The sequence below is a fragment of the Psychrobacter sp. CR212 genome (assembly GCF_059693765.1).
The window spans coordinates 244,309-268,007 of the sequence record NZ_JCATIF010000002.1 but is presented as its reverse complement, the minus strand read 5'-3'; the positions used below and the strand labels follow the sequence as shown (position 1 = coordinate 268,007).

The following is a 23,699-nucleotide window of genomic DNA, read 5'->3' as shown; positions in this document are numbered from 1 at the left end:
AGGTCGCTTATTATATAGGAAAATTAGGCAAGTTTTCAACCTATAGTAGACTTGCATTACATTACGTTACAGCTTAATAATTTACGCCAAAACGGTATTTAACCACTGACCAATATTTTGAATCTGCGGCATACAGACTTGATGTGCCATCGGATACGTATTATAAGACACATTATAGTCTTTTGCTGATAATAGCTGATGTGCTTGCTCACCTAGGATGACAGGCACGACTGGATCATGCGTACCATGCTCAATCAGAATCGGCATGTCTTTGTTCGCGGCACTATACTCAATATTGTCATTGGTCGCTAAGTAGGTAGAGAGCGTCATCAAGCCAGCTAAGCGCTCTGGGTAACCAAGTGCCACGTGATACGCCACCGCCCCGCCCTGCGAAAATCCGGCAATAACGATGTGCTCTGGTGATACGCCGCGCTCAATCTCACGGCTAATCAAATCTTGTATCTGCTGAGCAGACTCTTCAATCTGAGCCACATCTACTTTTCGCTCCAGACTCATCTCTATGATGTCGTACCATGCTGGCATCACCATGCCGCCATTTACTGTGACTGGGCGTTTAGGTGCATGCGGAAAGATAAAACGTACTGCCATATCATCAGCCAAGCCAAGCTGCGGTACCACTGGCTCAAAATCATGACCGCTAGCACCTAAGCCGTGTAGCCAAATCACCGCGCGATCTATCTTTTTTTGAGAGGGATTATGCTCAACGACGACGGCGTCTAAATAGTTACTCATAGTTATCCTTAATAATGTAGTGAGATATGCCCTAAGCATTTCTATGTTTTTTGTCAAAATAATGTATGTGTCATTATATGGTCAATATCATCTGTTAGTTTGAGAATATGGTCAATAGCGAGGTACTAATCAATAGTGAGGCACTAAATGGACAATAGCAAAAATGAGAACAGTATAAGAAGGCACGTAAAATTTTATGACCGATAAGCCCAGTACTATCAAGCTCAAATACTGTCAACTGTCTATTCTTTAGTACATGTGCCTACAATTGTATCTGCATTAATGTTAAGTTCTTACAAAGCTAAGCTCATACAAGTATGTCATGACCTCTAGTTACTTTTAGCAAACAACAACCAATAGTCAAACGTTAATCTTTTGATTCCTATCCCTACGTCCGATGGGATTTTTTATAATTTTGCAGGAACATTTTACATGACAATTTCTAATAAATCAGCGCTTGAGCTGAGTAAGCAGACGCCGACTAAGGTTAATAAGACTCATCTCGCCTTACCTTTAACGCTGATCAGCTCATTATTGATAGTAGGCTGCACTACTGATAGCCGCTCAATGCTCACATCAAAAGCCTCTTCATCAACAGCGCAACTGCAATCACAGCCACAACCGTCCTCACCTGTCGCATATACCTATGGAGTGCGTCCGTTTTACCTGATAAATGATATGGACGAGGGACCATTAAAAGAAGAGTTACAGGCGTGCAAAGGGCAACTACCAAGTAAGACTGATTTCTCTATTGCACATCGAGGTGCGCCATTACAGCTACCTGAACATACTTATGATAGCTACGTGGCGGCAGCACAAATGGGTGCTGGAATCTTGGAATGTGATGTCGCTTTTACCAATGATGGAGAGCTTGTCTGTCGTCATGCCCAAAACGATTTACACACCACTACTAATATTTTAACCACGCCGCTAGCCAAGCAATGCACTGTACCGCCCATATTGGATGCTAAAGGCAAACTTACTAATGCCGATAGTATCGAATGCCGTACCTCAGATATCAGTGCCGCTCAGTTTAAAACCTTGACGGGTAAGATGGATGCTGCCAATAAAAAAGCAACCAGTATTAGCGAGTATATGAATGCAACCGCACCGTGGCGAACGGACTTGTATTCACAAAATGGTAAGGTGTTGACGTTAAAAGAGCATATCGCATTGGCTCGTAAGCTAGGCATGAAGCACACGCCTGAGCTAAAAGCACCTGTAGTGACCATGCCGTTTAATGGCTATCGTTTAGACGATTATCGCCAACAGCTGATAGATACTTATAAGGCAGCGGGCGTGCCTGCAAGTGATGTATTTGCCCAGTCATTTAATATAGAAGATCTGGATTACTGGATCAAAAACGAGCCAGCTTATGGGGCTAATGCCGTTTACCTTATTGATGACAGCAATGAGACCGCTGACAATAAAACCTTTAATAAAAACGACGCAAGCACTTGGAGGCATTCATTGGCTGATATCAAAGCACGCGGTATCAATACCATTGCTCCAGCACTTTGGTTGTTAGTCACTACTGATGGTAAGGGAAATATGCAACCATCAGAATACGCAAAACAAGCCAAAGCCAATGGTCTAAAAATCATTACGTGGTCGATAGAGCGTTCAGGACCATTAACCGATGGTGGCGATTGGTACTATAGCGGTCTTGGAGATGCTATCAACAATGATGGTGATATGATGAATTATATTGACGTACTAGCGCAGGATGTCGGTGTCCAAGGCATTTTTTCAGATTGGCCCGCTACGGTGAGCTACTATGCCAATTGCAAAGGTCTTAAATAGATTTAGTCTATTAATAGATAATCACGCTTAGTTTGTATTACCGAGGCTAGCTTATCCATTGAGCTGGCCTTTTTGTTGAATGTATTGAAATAATTACACCGCAAACCATCTATTTCGCACCCTACTTTTCCATTAATTTTTCACACCATTTGACTCGTAGCAGCAAGAGCAGTCTGCTGTTTTGTGCTACGATAATTTACTAAGATTATAAGATGATGTAGAGACTATGACCCATATTTTACTGGTAGAAGATGATCCTGCGATTGCCATGTCACTCAAGGTTACCTGCAAGCGCGAAGGCTGGCAGATGACTTGGTTGGATAATGCCAGTAGTGTGTTACCCATGCTGCATAGTCATGAAGCACAAGATCTATCGGCGATCATTATGGATGTCGGTCTGCCAGATGGTGATGGTCTGAGTCTGTGCCAACAAATACGTCATACACCTGATATCGACGCCTTAAAAGACTTGCCTATTGTATTTTTGACTGCACGTAGCGATGAGGTCGATCGTATTTTGGGGTTGGAGATGGGTGGCGATGATTATTGCGCCAAACCCTTTAGTCCACGTGAATTGGTCGCACGCCTAAAAGCCATTTGGCGACGTGAACAGCTGATTCAACAGTCAGGCTCTCATACCCCAAATTCAAATGACAGCACTGAAAGCACCTCCTCGAATAATCTATCAGGACAAGCATTAACGTTTGAAAGCCAATCTGGCGTTTGGCACTATCAACCGCTTAATTATTCATTAACGTGGCAAGAGCAAAAGCTGGAACTTAGTAATACTGAGCGCAAAATTTTACTCACATTATTACAAGCACCGAATCAAGTCTTTAGCCGTGAGCAGCTGCTTAACGCAGTTAGTGATTATCCTGATCATCGCCTAGCACGCACGATAGACAGCCATATCAAGTCGATTCGTAAGCAACTTGCGACTGTTGATACGAGTATTGAAGTCATTCATACACATCGTGGACTGGGATACGCATTATGTCCAGCTTAATAATAGCTGCTAATTTATGAATCATAATGCCAATAATGCTGAGAGCGATACTCATAACGACCAAAACAATTGGTATGCCAAATTGCATCCCATTGGTACTGTGCAGCAAACTCCTAAACGTAAACGACTGCTCAATTTAAGTATATTTTTTAGGATTTGGCTTGCAGTTGCTTTGGTACTCATCATTTGCGGCGTGGTTGTATTTACCCAGTTGTTTGGCTACGTCAAGCCAACCGCGCAGCAAGTCATCGAAGACACGCTCCTAGACACCAGTAAGTTACTTGCGGCCAGTCTCCAGATACCATTATCTACAGGGCAACTATACGATGAGGCTTATCAAGCGCAACTTGATGCAGCCTTTGTAGGCATACCAGCGATTAACGATAATTTAGGTCCCGTCTATCAAACCAAAAGCTATAGCAGCTTTCGGGTATATGTAACAGACAGCAGCGGCAGGGTCATTTATGATTCGCTACCCCAACCTGACAATAATGAAGGGCAAAACTATGGGCGCTGGAATGATGTCTATCTCACATTAAGAGGTCAGTACGGTGCCAGAAGTACGCTGCGGGATAACCAGCAGCGTGATGGATCGGTCATGTATGTCGCACAGCCAATAAAGAATATGTCTGGCAAGATTATCGGCGTGGTCAGCGTCGGCAAACCTGTCGCCAGCGTGCTACCTTATTTGGACGACACACGTAACCGCATGCTGATCACAGTGCTATTTATCAGCACGGCTGCCCTCATTTTAGCAGGTCTCATCGCATGGTGGCTCAAGCAAAGTATTACCTTGGTGACTCAATATACCAGTGCGCTGGCAGAAGACACCAAAAAACCCTATTTTTATCTGGGTCATGAGCTAAACAGCCTGACAGATACCATTGAGACTATGAAGCATCGACTAGAGAATCGTGCTTATGTCACCGATTATGTGCATACGCTCACTCACGAGTTAAAAAGCCCTTTAACCGCCATTCGCGCCAGTAGTGAGCTGTTAGAAGATGATGGACTAGATGGTCATATGCTTGATCAGGATGATCGGCAGATGCTCATTGAGACGGTTGGTGAGCAAAGCATCAAAATGCAGCAGCTCATCGACAGACTACTGTTACTTGCGAAAGTTGAACAGCCTACTTTTAAGCTCAATCGTCAGCTAACGCCGCTACTGCCATTATTACAGAGTCTAATAAAAGACAATACCGCTAAGCAGCAACAGCAGAATCTACAACCTATCGATATATACATCGATGATCAGCACATGACAAACACTACAAACTTACCAGCAGAATTATTGGCCTCTACCAGTGTGTTTGCTGACCAATTTTGGTTGGTACAAGTCTTACAAAATGTGCTGGATAATGCCATTCATTTTGCTGATAACACTGTTGATATCTCGTTGCACAGCACAGCGCGAACGGTAATCATCGATATATTTAATGATGGAAAGCTATTGCCTGATTATGCTATTGAAAAAGCTTTTGAGCGTTATTTTAGCCTATCTCATCAAAGCCATTCTGTTCAGCAAGTGAAAAATCAGAATACAACCTATACGCTAGATACAGGTTCAGCACATCACAAAGCTGACTCAAAACAGTCCGATAGTATTCTCAAAAAAGGTACCGGTCTTGGACTCACTTTAGTGAAGCAAGTCATTGAGCATCATGGCGGTCAGGTAACTATTGATAATATCCATGCTAATGATAATAAAATTGGCGCTGATAAAACTGATACTGGTAAAAATCAGCGTTCTGGTGTGATGGTTAGTATTACCCTGCCACTAGCTTAAGAATAAGCATTGATAACAGTTCATCAATTTTCCATCATGACTGCACAGGATTTCTACTTCTTTATTTTACGATAGCACTAAGATCTATTGAACCATCAAATTCGTAAAGCAGATTAGAAGGAGAACATTTATGTCACGTCAATTAACTGATGATCCTATGATCAAGCACCTAATCGGCCTCAGTCGTCATCAATGCGTGCAGATACTATCCAGCCAAGGTGTCGGTAGTATTGAGTTTGGACATTGGCTAGCGATTCCTAGTCAGCAATTATTACTGGTGTTTCGGCATCAGCAATGTGTAGCTATTGATGAATATCGATTGGCAGCCTGATATCTTGCTCGCTCAGCACGTTGATTGTTTTTAGGTAACACCTGTATTTTATTGGGACATAAAAAAGCCCTTTATCATTTCTAGTATCAAACTACTGGAAACAACAAAGGGCTGATTACTTTAGAGCAAAAATACTAAGTAATCGATTGTACTGGCGGCTTCACATCCGCGTTCTGACCACGGTGACGCAGATAGTGATCGAGCACTACAATCGCTAGCATCGCTTCGGCAATAGGCGTGGCACGCACACCGACGCAAGGATCATGACGACCTTTGGTCAGCATATCGACTGCTTCACCTTGGGTGTTGATACTTTTACCTGCAGTTGTGATGCTAGACGTTGGTTTTAGCGCGATACTGACACGGATATCTTGTCCTGATGAGATACCGCCCAAGACACCGCCCGCATGATTGGCTGCAAACCCATCTGGGGTCAGCTCATCACGAGCGCTATGTCCAAATTGACCTGCCACTGCCATACCATCGCCAATCTCAACCCCTTTGACCGCATTGATACTCATCATCGCATGAGCGATATCGGCATCTAAACGATCAAATACTGGCTCGCCCAGACCTACGGGTACACCGCTCGCAATGATATCAAGGCGTGCACCGCAACTGGTGCCTTCGCGGCGCAAGTTGTCAATCAAGGTCTCAAAACGGCCAATCGCTTCTTTGTCTGCGCAGAAGAACGGATTACTATTGACAAATTCCCAATCGATCTGGTTCGGGTCTAGTACATTGCTATGCTCATTGCCGATTTGGGTCACATGACCACGAATTTGTACGCCCAGCCGTTCTTGTAAGTACTTCTTAGCGATAGCACCAGCAGCCACTCGCATAGCCGTCTCACGCGCTGACGAGCGACCACCACCGCGATAATCACGAAAGCCGTATTTCATGCTATAAGTATAATCGGCATGTCCAGGACGGAAGGTGTCTTTAATATCGCTATAGTCTTTTGATTTTTGATTGGTATTGCGAATCAATAGACCGATAGACGTCCCTGTGGTTTTGCCTTCAAATACGCCAGAGATAATCTCAACTTCATCAGACTCACGGCGCTGGGTTGAATACTTAGACGTACCCGGTTTGCGACGATCCAGATCTACTTGTAAATCGTCTGCCGATAATGCTAAACCTGGTGGTACGCCATCAACGATGGCCATCAGTCCTGCGCCATGTGACTCACCGCAAGTGGTGACCGTAAAAACCTGCCCAATACTATTGCCTGCCATAATTGTCCTTAAACAAGTAAACGCGACTGATGGTTGTTCGACCAACCTTTTATGATTATCGCTGATCAGTTTTTATATGATCGATTTTGTGACCCACACTCAGCTATTGCATGCTATCTAATAGCTGAACATAAGCGGCAAACAGTTGACGATTGGCTACCAATTCATCATAAGTAATCGCAAAAACCCCATGTCCGCCATGTGCAAACTTCAACCAATCAAACTGAATCTCAGGATAGGCTTGCTTTAATGCCCATTCGCTGTCGCCCACTTCACAGACCAGCAAACCATCTGGGCTAAGGTAATCTGACGCTTCAAATAAAATACGATGTACCAAATCCAAGCCGTCTTGACCCGCGGCTAATGCATGCTCAGGCTCATATAAAAACTCAGGTGGCAAATCTGCCATGATAGCCGCATCGACATACGGTGGATTGGTGACGATAAGCTCATACTGGTTCTCAGCAGGTATCTTGGCAAACAAATCAGACTCGATTACGTTCACTTGATGGCCAAGGTCATGATGATCGACATTGACCATTGCCACGTCCAGCGCGCCTTTATCGATATCGACAGCATCGACCAAGGCATCAACGAAACGGGTAGCAAGCGCGATTGCGATACAACCAGAGCCAGTACACAAGTCTAAGATACGCTCAGGCTGCGACAACTGCTTCACATCCAAGCCATGATCATAAAATACCGCTGACTTTTCGTTCGGGCTGACACCCAGTGGTTTGGCGAGTTCAGTCACATCAAAATACGGATGGAACTGCTGACGAATCAACTCTGCGATTGGCGAGCGCGGGATAAGCACGCGCTCATCCACATAAAAAGGCAAATCACAGAAGTATGACAAGTTAATCAGATAGCTCAGCGGCTTACGTTCAGCGATGCGCTCTTCTAATAGTCCTAGCACTGCCTGCTTCTCTGACGTGGTCAAACGGCAGTCTAAAATTTGCTCATTGGCTGACCAATCTAAAGACAACGAATGCAACACAATGGCTGAGGCTTCTGCAAACTCATCGGTCGTGCCTTGCGCGACAACCACATCATAGTTACGCAATTGTGTGACGGAAAAACGAATAAAGTCGCGAATACTCACTAGCTGCTCGCGTGCTTCTTCTAACTCGGCATGTAAGTTAGCAAGTTCGCCATCCTCACCAAGAAGTCCAGTTTCTAGATCATACTCCATCTCACCTTCTAAGCCCTTAGACTCATCATCACTGAAGTATTGGTTTTGAAACTCTTCTGCACTCATTGTTTGGTCTTCTGACATATCGCACCTTATGGATTAACTATTAGCGGGTTAAATGGCTTTTTGCTAACAATCGATCTATTAATGAAAAAATTAATCATACATTATAGACGTAAACGCCAAATAGCGCCAATCACTGTCGTTTTTACTAAAACAAAAAATAGTGAAAATAATGAGGAGTTTGCGTAAGCAGCCTGCCTGTCGCCGTACACATTTTGGCTAAAATATTACTCAACTGTAGCGAATACGTCAGCAGTTGACGTTTAACCCACTCTAAATGCAAAAAGATAGACCAAAAGTTTGCGAAGCAACCAAATTATGCGCATAATAGCCGCATTAGTAGCAACCACAAGTGATTCAATATGATGAAAATAAAGCCTATTATTACTGCTATATCTATCGCTGCCATGAGTGCCAGCGTTGGCGCACTTGCCGCCACTGCCGATAATACTCGCACATTGCCAGTAAGAACGGCAAACGCCATGCCAGGCCTTGCTCAAAAGGTGAGCCTTAATGTGCAAGAAAATCGTAGTCGCTCAGATGGTGCTGCTACTGTACAGTTAAATACAGAGAACGCAGAACCCGTTGATAGCATGAACCAGCTGATCAACACTAAGCAAGACGATCAAAATAGCACGCCAGCACCTGCTGCTGACAACATGAGCGCTGCTGAGTTGACCCTCAAAGATGAGCAATCTGATAGCACTGATGATATCAGCGAAGGCCAAGCGGTCGCTGCACCCAGCGATGTCTCCTCTATCGACTCATCTGATCCACTCGCCTTTGAGTTACCGGAGAGTGAAAAGCGTCAAGACTTCAGTGATGATCCAACCATCAAAAATATCGAAGACAAAGATGGTAAGAGATATACCACATTAAACTTGTCAAATTACGCGCAACAAGTCAATAACGCTGTCTGGTCGCCTAACATGAAAGTCAACTCAGCCATGACGATCAAAATGCAAGCGTTGCTCGATTGGAACCATGCCTCCCCTGGTCCTATCGATGGTGGCTGGGGGATGAACAGTAAAAAGGCCCTTACTAACTTCCAAGCAATGAAAGGCCTGCCAACGACTGGCAAAATGGATCAAAAAACGTGGGATGCCTTGGTTAAGAACATTCCTGCGACCAAGCCTGTGCTCGTCACTTATACGTTGACTGATGATGATATCAATACCAATTTTGCGACCACACCTGCTGGCGCAGAAGCCAAGTCAAAAATGAAAGGGCTGTATTATCAAGATATCAAAGAGATGCTTGGTGAGCGCTTCCATATGGATGTGCGCTACTTGGATAAACTCAATAAGAACAAAGAATACAAAGCTGGTGAGACCATCACTGTACTGAATACCCGTGGTGCGTTAAACAAGCGAATCAACCGCGTGGTCGCTAACAAAGCTGATAAAACGTTATATGCTTATGATGGTAACCAACTGGTAGCGACTTACCCAACGACCGTTGGTAGTGATGACACGCCGTCACCACATGGTACTTATAAGATTGTCAATAAAGTCAAAATGCCGTGGTATAAAGCCACAGTCGGTGAAGGCGCTCAGAAAAAAGTGCATATGTTGCCACCAGGACCAAACAATCCAGTCGGTGTGGTATGGATGGGCTTATCTAAACCGTCATATGGCCTACATGGCTCACCAAAACCTGAAGGTATCAGTCGCCAAGCCTCACATGGCTGTATCCGCTTGACCAACTGGGATGTGCTTGAGGTTTATGCCAATATCGAAAATGGCGCAACCGTTGAGCTTAAATAACGCTTTAACCTATATCGCTATCAGCATTTATTATCAAGTCAGCACTTACTACCAAAAAAGACCTCACTATTGAGGTCTTTTTTACGTTTGGCGACGCTTTAGCGTTTTTACTACTAAAACCAACATCATCTGAGCATCAAGCCAAGATCTGATCATCCGTTATACTTTATGACCATCTTCGTTACCAGTGATGCTGCCGATTTTTTTGGCAAAGAACATGGTGATGGGAATAGACGCCGCTGCACCCACTGCGACCGCTATTTGCATATGCGCGATCTCATCGAAACCCATAATGAGCGTACCGATGATGACAATCCCTGTGGTGACAGTGCCTGCTATGATGTAAATGACAGCAAATAATGGCCAGTTCATGACTTAATCCTTACTTTATGTGTGGGTATAGTTACTTTATACGCCATATCCCTACTAAAGGTAAGTATTTAATATAGACGCCAGCCTCATACATTTTGGCTGACTTATTCTAAAACCCATGTTAATATAAGGGTATTTCTCACTCATATTTCGCTATCTTCATTAATACTCATTTCCTATAAATTTTTACTCCGATTCCACTTTACATTCAGCCCCTCGATCATACCCTTACTAAGATACCTCTTTCTATTTTGCCCAATGTCATGTCTAGCACTTTGCTTTTGCACAAAAAAAAGACAGCTTGTCGCTGATTTTTCATTACAATAATGGTTTTATTTCATCTGACTAATAAAGCACAATTGCTATGACCTCTTCTGATAATACGTTAGAACCGAAAAAACCAGATGCCGCCACAATGGTACGCAAAACCGACGATATCACAGAGAATACATCCGACTCTGACAAAAATATCAACGGCGCGAGCGATGATGCGCAGCATTCTGACGAGCATAAAAGGGCAGGAAGTGAAGAAGCGCAGGCCGCCGAACCAAAAGTTGTCATCACCTCACCAGAACCTGATGTGGTCATTGCCACAGTAGATACAACTGATACTGAATTGACTGAATCGGCCTCACAAACGCAAGCCAGTGTGTCATCAGAAGACCAGATTAAGGACTCCCAAACTCAGTCAGAGATGGCGCAGGAAACGTTAGATGCTAAGTCTAATTCCAATGCTGATTCTGAAGCACCTAATAATCATGTCAGTCAACCGGTCGAGCCTATCGCCATTGATCACAGTATTCATGCGAATGATCCTGCCATCGAAGAGGCAGAAGACTCTGATCTGATACCGTCCATGCCTGCCAAATCAAATGAAGAAGAGATAGAAGACGATAACAACGAGAAAAAAGAAGAGGAAGAGGCCGTCAAAGAGGAGAAAGAAGCCAAGCTAGAATCCTACAAGCAATTCGTTGCCGAGCAGTTTAGCGATCAAAAGATAGACTATCCCGAAGTCCGCGTAACCATTGAGGCGAACGCCCTACCAAGTAAAATGTACTTTGTAATGAATACGCTATCAGCCATTATTGCCAGTTATGGCTTGGTGACCAATTCAGCCGCAGTGGTTATTGGCGCGATGTTGGTCGCCATGATGCTCGGTCCGATTACAGGTGTCGCCCTAGCGATTATTGACTACCGTATGCCACTGTTGCGTAAGTCGTTGCTCACCGTGTTAGCGGGGGTATTTTTGGTGATATTGGTCGGCTTTGTGGTGGGTCTATTGCATCAAGGTCAACCGCTGACCAATGAGATTTTGTCTCGTACCCAGCCCACGTCTATGGACTTGATGATTGCACTGGCTGGCGGTACGGCTGGTGCATATGCGATGGTGTCTCCGCACCTGTCCGTCGCCGTTGTTGGGGTTGCTGTAGCCACCGCCTTGGTGCCGCCACTCGCGGCCAGTGGCATTTTATTTGCCAATGGCGAGATACAGATGGGGCTAGGTGCTGCCTTATTGGCCCTGACCAACATCATTGCCATTCAGTTTACTAATGCCATGGTACTGTGGTTTTTAGGCTTCAGGCGCTTGGTCGATGATGATTATGAATCGGGCACCTATTTGATATTTTTCCGTCGAAATGCCGTCACACTATTGTTACTGGTCGGCTTGGGCATTTATCTTACTCTAAACCTCAATAGCAATGCCAAGCAGCAGACCTTTGAAAACAATGTCAAAGAAGCAATTAATGAACATTTTATCGATCAAGGTAACGTACTAACCAACATACAATTTGATAAGAATAATGCGTTTCAAATCATTCGTGCCGTGGTACGCGGTGAGACCAGTCCAAATTCACAAGATGTACAGCAGATCGAGGATGTGATTACCAAAGATATGGCAGAAAACTTCCCCAAATACTTGCCTATTAAATTGCAATTGCGCTACTTGCCAGTGCAGGTCATTGAGTCTGATCCATTAATCAAAGACAAGCTTGATGAGACTGATGCGGCAATTTTGACCAATTCACCATGATGCACCCTATATGAGCGGCAAATCATGAATGGACTATAACGAGCAGTTGTAACTCTTGTACCAAGAGCTTAGGCGTTTGTGCTAAAATCGCTTGCAAAATTATTTTATGTCATTTACTCAATTCTATCCGTCAGTAAGGAGCCGCTGTGAGCCAGCCATTTCGCTCAGCCGATATTCGCCAAGCCTTTATCGATTTTTTTATAAGCAAGCAGCACACTCAAGTTTCATCGTCTAGCTTGATTCCGCATAATGATCCGACATTGTTATTCACCAATGCCGGCATGAATCAGTTTAAAGAAACCTTTTTGGGCATGGAGCCACGTGACTACACACGTGCTGTGACCTCGCAGAAATGTGTCCGTGCTGGTGGTAAGCACAATGACTTGGACAATGTTGGCTACACTGCCCGCCATCATACGTTTTTTGAGATGCTTGGTAACTTCTCGTTTGGCGATTACTTCAAGCAAGCAGGTATCGAGTATATCTGGGAGTTTTTGACCTCAGATCAGTGGCTCGCGATTGATAAAGATCGTCTGTATGTCACCATTTATGAGACTGATGACGAAGCCTTTGACATTTGGCACAAAACCATTGGTCTGCCAAGTGAGCGCATCATTCGTATCGGTGATAACAAAGGGGCACCGTACGCCTCAGACAATTTTTGGACCATGGGCGACACCGGTCCTTGTGGCCCTTGCACCGAAGTGTTTTATGACCATGGCGCTGAGATCGAAGGCGGCTTGCCCGGTACGCCAGAAGAAGATGGCGATCGCTACATCGAGATTTGGAACTGCGTCTTTATGCAGTTCAATCGCCAAAAAGACGGCACGCTATTGCCGCTACCTGCGCCCAGTGTCGATACTGGCATGGGGCTTGAGCGTATTAGCGCTATCATGCAAGGCGTCCATGGTAACTATGAGATCGATCTGTTTACCCATTTAATGGATGCGGCAGCTGAGATCTTAGAGATTGACAATGAACAGCAGTCTTCACTAAAAGTCATCGCTGACCATATCCGTGCTGTGGCCTTTTTGATTGCTGATGGCGTCACGCCGAGTAATGAAGGTCGTGGCTATGTATTGCGCCGTATCATTCGCCGTGCGGTACGTCATGGCAACAAGCTTGGCGCTGATAGTGAGTTTTTCTATAAAATGGTTGAGCCACTCGTGGCTGAAATGGGCAGTGCTTATCCAGAGCTAGTAGAAAAACAAAACGTGATCGAAAATGCGATTCAAAAAGAAGAAGCGCAGTTTGCCAAAACATTGGCACAAGGTCTGCGTTTGCTTGCCAGCGAGCTTGAAGGTCTAAAAGATGGCGATACGCTATCTGGCGAAGCGGCCTTTAAACTCTACGACACCTATGGCTTCCCGATCGATTTGACCGCGGATATCACGCGTGAGCGCGGTATTGTCATCGATGAAGCGGAGTTTGATGAGCACATGCAAGCACAACGTGAACGTGCTCGTGATGCAGGTAAGTTCGATGTCGATTACAGCAGCGTCATCCAAGTCGAGACGCCAACCGTCTTTGTTGGTTATGAGCAGCTTGAAGAAGAAGACGTGACCATCGACGCGCTTTACCAAGATGGCAACCCAGCAGATAGCTTAACTGAAGGCACAGAAGGCGTTGTGGTACTTGATCGTACGCCATTTTACGCCGAAGGCGGCGGTCAAGTGGGTGAGCTTGGTGAAATCCGTACCGAATCAGGTGTCTTTGAAGTACAAGATACCAAAAAATCAGGTCAAGCCATTATTCATTATGGTGTGGTGACCATGGGTGATATCAACCCCAAACAAATAGCTGACGCCAAAGTACTCTCAAGTATCCGTGCCGCCAGTGCCAAAAACCACTCTGCCACTCACCTATTACATGCAGCGCTAAGAGAAGTCTTGGGTGATGAAGTCACGCAGAAAGGCTCATTAGTCTCAAGCGACGTACTGCGTTTTGACTTTGCTTATGACAAGCCTGTCAGTGCTGCTGAAATCATGCGAGTAGAGCGTCTCGTCAATGAGCAAATACAAGCCAACACTCCTGCTCGTATTGAACACATGTCGATTGATGAAGCCATGAATCAAGGCGCGATGGCATTATTTGGCGAAAAGTACGGCACTGACGTTCGCGTACTAACCATGGGTACAGATCGTATCGTCGATGGTCAGCGCAAGCCTTTCTCTATCGAGCTTTGCGGCGGTTTACATGTACAGCGCACTGGTGATATCGGTATGCTAAAAATCACCAGCGAGTCAGGTATCGCTGCGGGGATTCGCCGTATTGAAGCCGTCACGGGCATGAACGCGGTCAAAAACATTCAGCAAAGCGAGCAGCAACTAAGCGAGTTGGCAAGCCAGCTAAAGGTCAAACGTCCTGAAGTTGCCCAGCGTGTGCGTACCATGGCAGATAAGCAACGTGAGCTTGAAAAACAGCTTGAGCGCTTAGAGCAAAAAATCGCCAGCGCTCAAGCAGCCAACTTACTCGATGATGTGCAGACTATTGCAGATACGCCCGTACTTCTCAGCACCTTAAGCGGTATCGATGGTAAATCCATCCGCACGCTGATGGATGATATCAAATCAAAACTGCCTGATAGTGTGATTGTATTGATTGGTGATAAAGATGACCAATTAGCACTAGCCGCGAGTGTCGCAAAATCTGTTACTGCTAAAATCAAAGCGGGTGATATCATTCGTCATTTAGCCAGTGAGCTTGGTGGTAAAGGTGGCGGTAAACCTGACTACGCACAGGGCGGCGCACCAAAGTCTGATAACAGTACTGCGGTCATCAATGCCCTACCTGCTTGGATTGAAACCCAGCTTAGCTAATCATAAAAAGCCCAGTAACTCAGCGCCTTACTCTGGTTTACTGGGTATAAGATACGTGATTGGTTATAGCAACTATAACCAATCGCCATACATCTAAGCGGTACTGATACTTAAAGTTATGCGGTAGATATGGTATAAAGGTCAACGTTTGACAATATTGCTCATTCATGACAGTTGATGCAGTACCAATAAACGAAAGACACATATAGGGCATAACTCTTACAATCTGGCTTTATCTATACACGCATGGACACGTGTCGCATTGAGACTGATCCATGATAATAAAAGGTCATTAATGAATAATAGGTAGATTTTTATGGCGTTAATAGTACAGAAATACGGCGGCACCTCGATGGGCAGTATCGACCGCATCAAAAACGTCGCCAAACGCGTCAAACGCTGGCATGACAATGGTCATCAAGTCGTGGTCGTGGTCTCAGCCATGAGCGGCGAAACCAACCGTTTGATTGATCTAGCACGCCAAATCAGTAACAACCCTGACCCACGTGAATACGATCAGATGGTCTCAACCGGTGAGCAGGTTTCTATCTCACTACTCGCGATGGCGATAAAAGAGCTTGGTATTGGTGCGCGTTCAATGACTGGTCGTCAAGTTGCGATCAAAACCGATAACGCCCATAATAAAGCCCGTATCGAAAGCATCGATGATAAAAACATACGCGAGCAGCTAGATGCCGGCAATATCGTCATTGTGGCAGGCTTTCAAGGTATTGATGAAGAAGGCAATGCAACCACATTGGGGCGCGGCGGTTCTGATACGACAGGCGTTGCGATTGCAGCGGCTTTGGGTGCTGATGAATGTCAAATTTATACTGATGTCGATGGCGTTTATACCACTGACCCTCGCGTGACCTCAAAAGCCAAAAAGCTTGAAAAAATCACCTTTGAAGAAATGCTTGAGATGGCAAGTCTTGGCTCCAAAATCCTACAGATTCGCTCAGTAGAATTCGCTGGCAAATACGGCGTACCCCTACGCGTCCTATCTAGCTTTGATGAAAACACTGACGGTAGCTTTGACCAAGAGTTTCAAAACAACGTGGGCACCCTAATTACGATAGACGAAGGAGACAATATGGAACAGGCAATCATCTCAGGTATCGCATTCAACCGAGACGAAGCAAAAATCTTAGTGCGCGGTGTACCCGATCATCCTGGTATCGCCTCTGCTATCTTAAGCCCAATTGGCCGCGCCAATATCGAAATCGATATGATTGTCCAAAACCTTTCGGATAATGGTACCACTGACTTTACTTTCACCGTCAATCGTACTGACTTGGACAAGACGCTAAAAGTGCTTAACGAGGAAGTCAAAGACGAGATTGGTGCCAAAGAAATATCAGGCAACAGCGAAGTGGTCAAAGTCTCACTAGTTGGTGTTGGTATGCGCTCACACGCAGGGGTTGCCAGCCTCATGTTCCAAACATTGGCTGAGAACAATATCAATATCCAAATGATATCGACCAGCGAAATCAAAGTGTCTGTTTTGATTCAAGACCAACACTTAGAAAAAGCGGTCAAATCATTGCATACTGCCTTTGGTCTTGACCGTGAAGACGGCGAGAGCAAAATCGCTGGGCTATAATGCCAAAAAACTGTTAAAATACAGCTTTAGCATTGATGGTTATCTATTAACCGCTATTGACAACTTTGCATCGTATGTAAATAAATAGCGTTTCGTTTAAACAAATAGCCTCCAAATAAAAACAGTACTTAAATAAAATAGGATCTTTTTAGATCCTATTTTATTTTTTAGCATAGTTGAAATGAGCATTTACCTAATAGTTTTGTGAAAAACCGTGACAGTATCTGTTATGCCACCTATAATGGGGCTTTCATTTGGGCTAAATGAATCTACCTATCATTGCCGTGGTTTGCACAATGTCGAGTATGGTAATTGTTGATATATTACTTACTGAGTGCTGCGGTGATGTTCTGCAATTGAGAAGTAATCTGATGAGTAATAATCTGTTAATGCGACATAAGGAGTGTGACGCATGTTAATTTTGACACGCCGTGTGGGCGAAACGCTAATGATCGGCGATGAAGTCAGTGTGACGGTATTGGGCGTCAAGGGCAATCAAGTACGTATCGGTGTGAATGCACCTAAAGATATTGCCGTACACCGCGAAGAGATTTATCAACGTATCCAGCATGAGCGCTCTGTACAGTCGCAAATGCAACATCTTGAGCAAGGCAATTTTTCGCCGTCGTTCGATGACGAAGACTACTTCAATCGCTAATCTATAATACTTAATGCTCAACGACTAATGAGCATACATAAGCATTATATTTTTTATTTTTTAAACTGCTCTGAGGTCATTTATTTATGAGTATCCGCCAATCAGATGTATCGGCTCTACTTAATGGTTTGAATAAAAAAGCCATTGGATTCAATGATGTCATCAGCTTTATCGATGATTTTTATCGCTATTCTCCTGCCCCATTTGTCAACGGTATGGTACATAATGCAGCTGGCGAAAATGAAGGTAGTGCAAAGATTTTTGGGTTCGCTAAGCATCACGGTTTGAATCAACTGGACACGCTAAAGCTATTCGGCGAACATTATGCCAAAGTGCAAGCAACGCCTAACGGTACTGACCATGCTAATATTCGCAACTTTTTGCATTGGGGCTGGCAAGGATTTTTAATGCAAAAAAATCCGCTAACGGTTCGTCCTAGTGTCGACACAACTGCAATTTAAATATGTGTCGTGATTGAATAATTAATAAAGTAAAAAAAGCCACGCTAATGAGCGTGGCTTTTTTATTGGCTGTTTATAGTCCTATTTATTACGAAACTTTACAGGTTGTACCGCCCCTTTCGGGTTCGGCATATTAGGATAATGATGTTCGTGCTCGACGTCACATTCATCGCCAACGATAGCGCCATTCTCTTTCACTGGTTTGTGGATATAACCCGTACGCTCAGCAGGTGGTAGGTGCTCGTGCTCCCATACCATCACTGCTTGCATGCAAGTTTCTCGCTGCTCAGCGGTAATTTTGCGACCATCAGGCCACTTACCTAACTCAATCGCCATGCGGAATTTATCAACCACTTCCGGTGTTAGACTCGCTAGTATTGTTTGTTTATCCATCTTGCCTACTCTCCACTACTATTTTTTCATCATATTTTTTGATGGCTATTGGACGATTTGAAAACATGCTCTAATAGATACACTCATTCAACATCTATAATATCATCATCGACATCCAGACTGAATTCTTCGGCATGTACGTTCCAGTGCAGCTTGGTACGACAGGCTTCATAAAAGTCAAATCCAGGCGGATGCAGTAAAGTGAGCTTATCAGGGTGCTTACGAATATATAAGCGCTGCTCTTGCTCAAGCGGTACGCTTGGTTTGCCATCTGCGCTGACCATCGGCTGCGTGCGATTGTCTTCGTGAATACGAATACAGACCTCACTATTACCACTGACAACAATCGGGCGACTAGATAACGTATGTGGGTGCATGGGCACCAGACAGATGGCATCCATACTTGGATGGATGATGGGGCCACCACCAGATAGAGCATAAGCGGTTGAACCAGTCGGTGTCGCTGCTATCAGGCCATCACTATGCTGCCTATAAACATCATGTCCATCAATCTTCATCTGAAAATCGATCATATGTACCGATTTACCAGCGTGCAATACGATGTCGTTTAGCGCCATGTCTTCATGAATGATTTTGCGCCCTTCTCTTATCTCCATCGTCAATAAAAACCGATGATCCAGCTGATAATCGCCCATCAATACTTGGCGTAATTTAAAAGCCGCTTCGTTGGGCTTTACATCTGCCAAGAACCCGAGACGACCACGGTTAACCCCTAATACTGGGACACGGTAGCGTGCCAATGCTTCAGCAGCATGCAATATCGACCCATCACCACCAACAACGATGACCAAATCACAAATCTCACCAATCAAGCCACGTTTAACGATTTTGACTCTTTCTATTTCTGTGAGGTTAAGCGTTGGTAAGTTGGCTGTTTGTACATCCATGATCAACGTCAAGTTCATCTCATTGATGGTTTGCGCAATCTGTACCAGACTTCGCGTGACGCTGCGTTTACCAGCACGGCCCATCAAACCAATACGCCTAAAAGCAGGATTTTTGATAGCGTGGAACAGCTCTGACTCGTGTAAGTGTGGCAATCTTGCTGACTGCGCTGAGTTTTCCATAAAACGACTCGGTATAACGGTGAAGTACAGGGTAATAATAGCGATAAATGCGCGCTTAGACTAGCATGTTTATGAATTATCGTTGTTAACTGTCGTAACTGGCCCCATATAAAATATATCAGATGCCTTACTCATGCTTGCTTGTCTGCTTAGGTTTTGAGACTACTAGGTTGAGCTGTAACGGCTGTCACGCAAACACAGTTGACAATAACGGCGGTTTTGCTAAAGTAGCAGCATCTCTATTTTTATATTTTATTATTAAGGACTTATGTATGGCCAATCCTATTGTCAGTCGCGCAGAACTTGCGATCGGCGGTAATCCAATGACGGTCAAAGGCGTTATTCAAAAGACCAGCCTGTTACTTGGGTTATCAGCGATTACTGGTGTGGGCTTTTTCTTTTATTCGCTTATGGCAGGTTTATCGCAAGGTTTTATTACGATGGCGGCCTTTGGTAGCATGATTGCTGCGTTTGTTCTTGCTCTTTTTATCACCTTTAAGCCACAAAAAGCAAAGACGTTGGCGGTGCCTTATGCCTTGCTAGAAGGTATCTTTTTGGGCGGTATTTCACTGTTCTTTATGAGGATGTACCCAACGGTACCAGTCACGGCAATGTGTGCGACCTTCGTCACAGCAGCAGTCATGCTAGGACTGTATCGCTCAGGTTTGGTAAAGGTTACTGAAAAGTTCCGTTCTATCGTGACCTCAGCCGTTATCGCTATCATGCTAGTTTATGTAGCACAGTGGGTACTGTCTTTAGTATTTAGCTCAACTTTGCCGTTTTTGTTTGAAGGTGGTGCTATCGCTATCGGCTTTAGCTTGTTTGTGATTGTTATTGCTTCTTTTACGCTGTTATTGGATTTTGACAATATCGATCGCGGTGTTGCTATGGGTATCTCAGAAGACTACGAATGGTTGTTCAGCATTGGTATTCTTGCCACGCTAGTCTGGATGTATATCGAATTTATGCGTCTGCTCAGCTATCTACAAGACTAATCAAATAATTCGATAGTAAATCTGTATAAAAAAACCGCCTGAGCTATTGATAGTTGCAGGCGGTTTTTTATGGGCAAACTTTGAGAGCTATAGTTCAACTAAGCCCGTTTTAGGCGTAGCGCGTTTAACACCACAAACAATGAGCTAAGTGACATGCCGATGGCAGCAAGCCAAGGTGGTACATACCCTAAAGCCGCTGGTATCAGCACGATACTATTATAAGCCAAGGCCCAGCGGAAGTTTTGCTTGATAATACGTTCGGTTTTATCAGAGATACGTTTGGCAGCAGTGATGGCTTCGATCTGTCCATTCAAAATAATGCTGTCGCTAGATACTTGTGCCAAATCTGCGGCACCAGCAATCGAGGTGGACACATCAGCCGCTGCTAACACTGGTGCATCATTGATGCCATCACCCACCATCAGTACGACAGCGCCTTTAGATTGCAACTGCTGAATATGATTGACTTTATCAGTCGGTGATAGACCATTATAAGCTGACTGTATCCCTAAATTCTCAGCCATCACGAGCGCTTGCGGGCTTGGGTCACCCGTCAACATCACAGACTCAATGCCTAGCCCTTTTAGTGTATCAAGCATAGCCTGCGTGCTGTCTCGCACTTTATCATTGAAATAAAAACATGCAAGTGCTTGCCATTCCTTTGTATCAGGTTTCTGGCTCGATAAGACAACCACTGAGCTGGCACGCTGAGCTACCAAATCAATGTTCAAATCATTGTTCGTATTGACCTCATTGGCACTGCCACTGGTTTTATCTAACGCAAAATTCACATGACCAATGCGATATACCATGCCATCAATCATGGCTTCCACCCCGCCTGCGGGATAATGCTGCATGGCCCTCGTCGGTGGCAGATGTAACTGATAGGCAGCGGTAAGCAGCGCGTGTGCAATCGGATGACGACTCCCTACTTCTAGGGCAGCTGCGATTGCCAATAGTTTATCTTTTTGTGTTGTTGATGCTAAGTTATCAGAATCAGTCTGGTTTACTGGCTCGATTATCTCAATATTTAATAAATTTGGCTTCCCATAAGTAAGCGTACCTGTTTTATCAAAAGCAACATGTGTAATTTCAGCCAATGTTTGCAGCGTATGCCCGCGCGTCGTCAAAAAACCATAGCTTGCCAGACGATTGGTCGAGACAGTCAAAGCAATTGGCGTCGCCAACGATAGTGCACACGGACAAGTAGCAACCAATACTGCCACCGTTGCCCAAATAGCTTGGCTTGGGTCAACGATATACCAGCCAACAAACACTAAAACTGATAGCACTAAGATACGCGCCACAAACCAACGTGCCAGTTTATCTGCTTGCTGTGCAAGTTTGGGCTTTTCGCTCATGGCGCGGTTCATCAGTCTATCAATCAGCCCTATTTGACTGTCTTTTGGTAATGCCGTCACCAACATCTCAAACGGCTGGCTATCGTTTTGTGCGCCGCCGACAATATAATCGCCTTGGGATTTGATAATCAAATCGCCCTCACCTGTCAGTAGGCTTTGCGAGACTGTTGCAGTAGGACTTAACAAAATACCATCACTGATAATCTCCGAACCCGCTTCAACCAAAATAATATCACCCACTTGCAAGCTATGCGCCGTCACCATTTGCTTTGATGCTGCATCACCTGCTAACTGTGCTGTCACATTCTGTTGATGACGTGACTGCTGCCAATCTTGAGCAATACGTAACGTGAACTGATAGACGTTGGTATCCATACCCTTCATAAAGTTAGGCATGGTGTCTGCCGTCGCACCTGATGCCTGTTGAGCCCCACCTTCAGCGTTGTCACTTTGCTGAGATTCATGGTCTTTGAGCTGCTGCAAGATGCGCTCTGCCGCTGTTTTATCTTCAGCCACTTTTTGTACCAGTACAGGCTCTACCACGACCAGATCATTGGCCATGGTCGCGGCTTTTAGACGGGCATTGTGCTCGATATAGCGTCCTGCCAGCAAAAAGAAAATAAACATGCTAACCGAGTCATAGTATGTCTCCCCTTGTCCAGTGATTGTGGCGTATAGACTGGCAAAGAATGTGATAATCAAAGCAAGGCTAACAGGCACATCCATATTGACCTGGCGCGCACGAATCGCTGACCATGCGGAGGTAAAGAAAGGAATACCGGCATAAAAGAAAACAGGCGTACTAACAAATAAAGACACCCAACGCAAAAAGTCACGCTGAAATATCAACATGTCGCTATATTCACCAAAATAAAGCGCAACGGCATACATCATTGCCTGCATTGAACCGAGTGCCGCGATACCAAGACGCAATAGCATTTGGTTGTTATGACGCGCCAGCATGGCTTCATGGGTATCTTGCCGATAAGGCTTGGCATCATAGCCAATCTCATTGATGACCGCTAAAATGCGGCTAATCGGTAACTTATCTTCATGCCAAATGACCCGCATACGCTGGTTGGTCAAATTCACCTGACACTTACTAATGCCTTCTAGCTCATCGAGACGCGACTCAATCAACCATGTGCAGGCCGCACAGCGCAAATTATTAACAGACAGCTCCGCCACCGACAGCCCATCTTGCGCATATACGAACTGCGACTTTATCTCGTCATGATCATATACCTCAAGACGCGTCAGCTGGGTCGGTAAGCTTGCTGTACGGTTAATCTCCGAACGGTCAAGATAATATTGCTCAAGACCAGCCTCTACGATGCTCTGAGCTGCCAGCTGACAGCCCATACAACACATCTCACGCGACTTGCCTAGAATCTCAGTATGAAACGGCGGCTGAGGCACTGGATCACCGCAATGGAAGCAGTGATCAGCAAGGGGTAGCACCAAGCCATCAGTGATGGAGTTGTCTTTATAAGGATGATTGGTAGCAGATGATACTGATGATGGGATACTAGACATAGTCGCGCTTACTTCCTTTGACAGGCTTGCTCAAAATGCATTCATTTAAGGCAAACTTGCTCTGATTGACTGTACTGTACGTCGTGCAACAGAGCCACTTTTCATCACATGAATATCACTATTGTTAGTAGCACAATATTGATAACAAATGGCTAATAGCAAATAACTAGCAACGGCGGATTCATACAAAATACATCATGGTACTTATCATAGATTGTTATCTTACATGGCGTTTATTAACCCAATTGAAAGATGCTGATACTTGATTACAAGTATCAGTATTTTAGTAGAGATTATACTACAAGCAATCACCCTAGGCAGTACCATTGCTTATGGTCTAATACCAATGAATGCCCTCGCTAACGATGATAGATTGAAAAATTTGTCAATTTGCGTCATTATGAGGCAGTTTTTTATCCAAAAATGGTGCGACATCC

At 44.7% G+C, this 23,699-nt stretch carries 17 protein-coding genes and 1 pseudogene; 11 read left to right on the top strand and 7 right to left on the bottom strand.

All coding sequences use genetic code 11. From position 1 onward, the window contains the following. Window positions 1–81: 81 nt before the first annotated feature. Window positions 82–753, bottom strand: coding sequence for a dienelactone hydrolase family protein (locus tag AC58CZ_RS05455; protein ID WP_494223814.1), 672 nt, complete (start codon window positions 751–753; stop codon window positions 82–84). A gap of 432 nt (window positions 754–1,185) precedes the next feature. Between AC58CZ_RS05455 and AC58CZ_RS05450 the strand changes: the two genes are divergently transcribed. The 4 genes from AC58CZ_RS05450 (at window position 1,186) to AC58CZ_RS05435 (ending at window position 5,682) form a co-directional block, all read left to right on the top strand. Then, complete coding sequence (locus tag AC58CZ_RS05450; protein WP_494223815.1) at window positions 1,186–2,556, top strand: glycerophosphodiester phosphodiesterase family protein; 1,371 nt, start codon at window positions 1,186–1,188, stop codon at window positions 2,554–2,556. Window positions 2,557–2,782: 226 nt separating this feature from the next. Then, a complete protein-coding gene (locus AC58CZ_RS05445) occupies window positions 2,783–3,562 on the top strand; it encodes a response regulator (RefSeq protein WP_494223816.1) in 780 nt (259 codons plus the stop codon). Window positions 3,563–3,578: 16 nt separating this feature from the next. Continuing rightward, window positions 3,579–5,351 carry a two-component system sensor histidine kinase CreC gene (gene creC, locus AC58CZ_RS05440; RefSeq protein ID WP_494223817.1) on the top strand — a complete coding sequence of 591 codons (1,773 nt, stop codon included), beginning with the start codon at window positions 3,579–3,581 and terminating at the stop codon, window positions 5,349–5,351. Window positions 5,352–5,481: 130 nt separating this feature from the next. Beyond that, window positions 5,482–5,682, top strand: a complete 201-nt coding sequence (locus AC58CZ_RS05435) for a hypothetical protein (protein ID WP_494223818.1) — start codon at window positions 5,482–5,484, stop codon at window positions 5,680–5,682. Between the two features lie 134 nt (window positions 5,683–5,816). Here AC58CZ_RS05435 and aroC read toward each other — a convergent pair whose 3' ends face one another. Together aroC and prmB are read right to left on the bottom strand one after the other, a co-directional pair. Beyond that, the gene (gene aroC / locus AC58CZ_RS05430; protein WP_114700845.1) at window positions 5,817–6,920 is read right to left on the bottom strand and encodes a chorismate synthase; all 1,104 of its coding nucleotides are present in this window, start codon (window positions 6,918–6,920) and stop codon (window positions 5,817–5,819) included. Window positions 6,921–7,023: 103 nt separating this feature from the next. Continuing rightward, window positions 7,024–8,199, bottom strand: a complete 1,176-nt coding sequence (prmB, locus tag AC58CZ_RS05425; protein ID WP_494223819.1) for a 50S ribosomal protein L3 N(5)-glutamine methyltransferase — start codon at window positions 8,197–8,199, stop codon at window positions 7,024–7,026. Window positions 8,200–8,540: 341 nt separating this feature from the next. Between prmB and AC58CZ_RS05420 the strand changes: the two genes are divergently transcribed. Further along, window positions 8,541–9,944 carry a L,D-transpeptidase family protein gene (locus AC58CZ_RS05420; protein WP_494223820.1) on the top strand — a complete coding sequence of 468 codons (1,404 nt, stop codon included), beginning with the start codon at window positions 8,541–8,543 and terminating at the stop codon, window positions 9,942–9,944. 159 nt (window positions 9,945–10,103) lie between these two features. Here AC58CZ_RS05420 and AC58CZ_RS05415 read toward each other — a convergent pair whose 3' ends face one another. After that, complete coding sequence (locus AC58CZ_RS05415; protein WP_058024164.1) at window positions 10,104–10,316, bottom strand: hypothetical protein; 213 nt, start codon at window positions 10,314–10,316, stop codon at window positions 10,104–10,106. A gap of 364 nt (window positions 10,317–10,680) precedes the next feature. Here AC58CZ_RS05415 and AC58CZ_RS05410 point away from each other — a divergent pair, with 364 nt between their 5' ends. From AC58CZ_RS05410 to AC58CZ_RS05390, 5 genes and pseudogenes are all read left to right on the top strand, one after another. Then, complete coding sequence (locus AC58CZ_RS05410) at window positions 10,681–12,348, top strand: DUF389 domain-containing protein (protein ID WP_494223821.1); 1,668 nt, start codon at window positions 10,681–10,683, stop codon at window positions 12,346–12,348. A 146-nt stretch (window positions 12,349–12,494) separates the two neighbouring features. Then, on the top strand, window positions 12,495–15,167 hold the full coding sequence (alaS, locus tag AC58CZ_RS05405; protein WP_494223822.1) for an alanine--tRNA ligase: 2,673 nt from the start codon (window positions 12,495–12,497) through the stop codon (window positions 15,165–15,167). Window positions 15,168–15,483: 316 nt separating this feature from the next. Continuing rightward, window positions 15,484–16,770 (top strand): aspartate kinase, encoded by a 1,287-nt coding sequence (locus AC58CZ_RS05400; RefSeq protein WP_058024167.1) that lies wholly within the window; start codon window positions 15,484–15,486, stop codon window positions 16,768–16,770. Between the two features lie 412 nt (window positions 16,771–17,182). After that, window positions 17,183–17,350, top strand: a pseudogene (gene csrA / locus AC58CZ_RS05395) (carbon storage regulator CsrA); the annotation flags it as partial. A gap of 164 nt (window positions 17,351–17,514) precedes the next feature. Continuing rightward, the gene (locus AC58CZ_RS05390) at window positions 17,515–17,889 is read left to right on the top strand and encodes a HopJ type III effector protein (RefSeq protein ID WP_058024168.1); all 375 of its coding nucleotides are present in this window, start codon (window positions 17,515–17,517) and stop codon (window positions 17,887–17,889) included. An 81-nt stretch (window positions 17,890–17,970) separates the two neighbouring features. Here AC58CZ_RS05390 and AC58CZ_RS05385 read toward each other — a convergent pair whose 3' ends face one another. Continuing rightward, window positions 17,971–18,282: a YeaC family protein gene (locus AC58CZ_RS05385; RefSeq protein WP_423725548.1), complete on the bottom strand. Its 312-nt coding sequence runs from the start codon at window positions 18,280–18,282 to the stop codon at window positions 17,971–17,973. An 83-nt stretch (window positions 18,283–18,365) separates the two neighbouring features. Further along, window positions 18,366–19,370, bottom strand: a complete 1,005-nt coding sequence (locus AC58CZ_RS05380; protein WP_494223823.1) for an NAD(+) kinase — start codon at window positions 19,368–19,370, stop codon at window positions 18,366–18,368. Between the two features lie 272 nt (window positions 19,371–19,642). Here AC58CZ_RS05380 and AC58CZ_RS05375 point away from each other — a divergent pair, with 272 nt between their 5' ends. After that, complete coding sequence (locus tag AC58CZ_RS05375) at window positions 19,643–20,365, top strand: Bax inhibitor-1/YccA family membrane protein (protein WP_494223824.1); 723 nt, start codon at window positions 19,643–19,645, stop codon at window positions 20,363–20,365. A gap of 98 nt (window positions 20,366–20,463) precedes the next feature. Here the strand turns inward: AC58CZ_RS05375 and AC58CZ_RS05370 are convergent, their stop codons facing one another. Beyond that, window positions 20,464–23,262 (bottom strand): heavy metal translocating P-type ATPase metal-binding domain-containing protein, encoded by a 2,799-nt coding sequence (locus tag AC58CZ_RS05370; RefSeq protein WP_494223825.1) that lies wholly within the window; start codon window positions 23,260–23,262, stop codon window positions 20,464–20,466. Between the last annotated feature and the right edge of the window lie 437 nt (window positions 23,263–23,699).

What these genes read in the sequence shown, in the direction of transcription:
- AC58CZ_RS05385 (WP_423725548.1), bottom strand. Translation starts at nt 18,282, where the DNA reads ATGGATAAACAAACAATACTAGCGAGTCTAACACCGGAAGTGGTTGAT.
- AC58CZ_RS05410 (WP_494223821.1), top strand. Translation starts at nt 10,681, where the DNA reads ATGACCTCTTCTGATAATACGTTAGAACCGAAAAAACCAGATGCCGCC.
- AC58CZ_RS05455 (WP_494223814.1), bottom strand. Translation starts at nt 753, where the DNA reads ATGAGTAACTATTTAGACGCCGTCGTCGTTGAGCATAATCCCTCTCAA.
- AC58CZ_RS05450 (WP_494223815.1), top strand. Translation starts at nt 1,186, where the DNA reads ATGACAATTTCTAATAAATCAGCGCTTGAGCTGAGTAAGCAGACGCCG.
- AC58CZ_RS05435 (WP_494223818.1), top strand. Translation starts at nt 5,482, where the DNA reads ATGTCACGTCAATTAACTGATGATCCTATGATCAAGCACCTAATCGGC.
- AC58CZ_RS05390 (WP_058024168.1), top strand. Translation starts at nt 17,515, where the DNA reads ATGAGTATCCGCCAATCAGATGTATCGGCTCTACTTAATGGTTTGAAT.
- aroC (WP_114700845.1), bottom strand. Translation starts at nt 6,920, where the DNA reads ATGGCAGGCAATAGTATTGGGCAGGTTTTTACGGTCACCACTTGCGGT.
- prmB (WP_494223819.1), bottom strand. Translation starts at nt 8,199, where the DNA reads ATGTCAGAAGACCAAACAATGAGTGCAGAAGAGTTTCAAAACCAATAC.
- AC58CZ_RS05415 (WP_058024164.1), bottom strand. Translation starts at nt 10,316, where the DNA reads ATGAACTGGCCATTATTTGCTGTCATTTACATCATAGCAGGCACTGTC.
- AC58CZ_RS05380 (WP_494223823.1), bottom strand. Translation starts at nt 19,370, where the DNA reads ATGGAAAACTCAGCGCAGTCAGCAAGATTGCCACACTTACACGAGTCA.
- AC58CZ_RS05400 (WP_058024167.1), top strand. Translation starts at nt 15,484, where the DNA reads ATGGCGTTAATAGTACAGAAATACGGCGGCACCTCGATGGGCAGTATC.
- AC58CZ_RS05370 (WP_494223825.1), bottom strand. Translation starts at nt 23,262, where the DNA reads ATGTCTAGTATCCCATCATCAGTATCATCTGCTACCAATCATCCTTAT.
- AC58CZ_RS05420 (WP_494223820.1), top strand. Translation starts at nt 8,541, where the DNA reads ATGATGAAAATAAAGCCTATTATTACTGCTATATCTATCGCTGCCATG.
- AC58CZ_RS05375 (WP_494223824.1), top strand. Translation starts at nt 19,643, where the DNA reads ATGGCCAATCCTATTGTCAGTCGCGCAGAACTTGCGATCGGCGGTAAT.
- AC58CZ_RS05445 (WP_494223816.1), top strand. Translation starts at nt 2,783, where the DNA reads ATGACCCATATTTTACTGGTAGAAGATGATCCTGCGATTGCCATGTCA.
- creC (WP_494223817.1), top strand. Translation starts at nt 3,579, where the DNA reads ATGAATCATAATGCCAATAATGCTGAGAGCGATACTCATAACGACCAA.